Source organism: Streptomyces xylophagus, from assembly GCF_000716435.1.
Classification (GTDB): Bacteria; Actinomycetota; Actinomycetes; order Streptomycetales; family Streptomycetaceae; genus Streptomyces; species Streptomyces xylophagus.
This window is the reverse complement of record NZ_JNWO01000170.1, coordinates 1-366: the sequence shown is the minus strand read 5'-3', so window position 1 is coordinate 366 and position 366 is coordinate 1. Positions and strand designations below refer to the sequence as shown.

The 366-nt window shown below is 64.5% G+C and carries 1 pseudogene; it reads right to left on the bottom strand.

Features of this window, described 5'->3' with window-relative positions:
* A pseudogene (locus OO70_RS50835) lies at window positions 1–202 on the bottom strand (hypothetical protein); the annotation flags it as partial.
* Window positions 203–366: the final 164 nt, after the last annotated feature.

Genomic DNA, 366 nt, shown 5'->3' with positions numbered 1-366 from the left:
GCAGTGCGTCGAGCGCGGTTTTCTGCTCGTCGGTCATCTCGTCGCCGGAGTGTCCGAAGACGCCTGGGGCGAGGACGATGCAGCCGTCGAGGGTGAGTTGCCGGTTGGCGTCGGCGATCTCGGTCCGGAACCGGGTGGAGCCGCAGATCGTGACGATTCGGGGCTGGTCGGTCTGGTGGATCTGCATGCTGAGGTAACTCATGACTGGTCTCCTGTCTTGATCAATCGATGTGGGCGCGATGGTTCTACGGCTGGTCGGTGGGGACGGGCTGCCACGGGCCGACCCAGCGGCGCACCAGCTCGGTGTTCTCGGTGCCGGCCGGTTCGGTGACTGTCTCTTATACACATCTGACGCTGCCGACGACT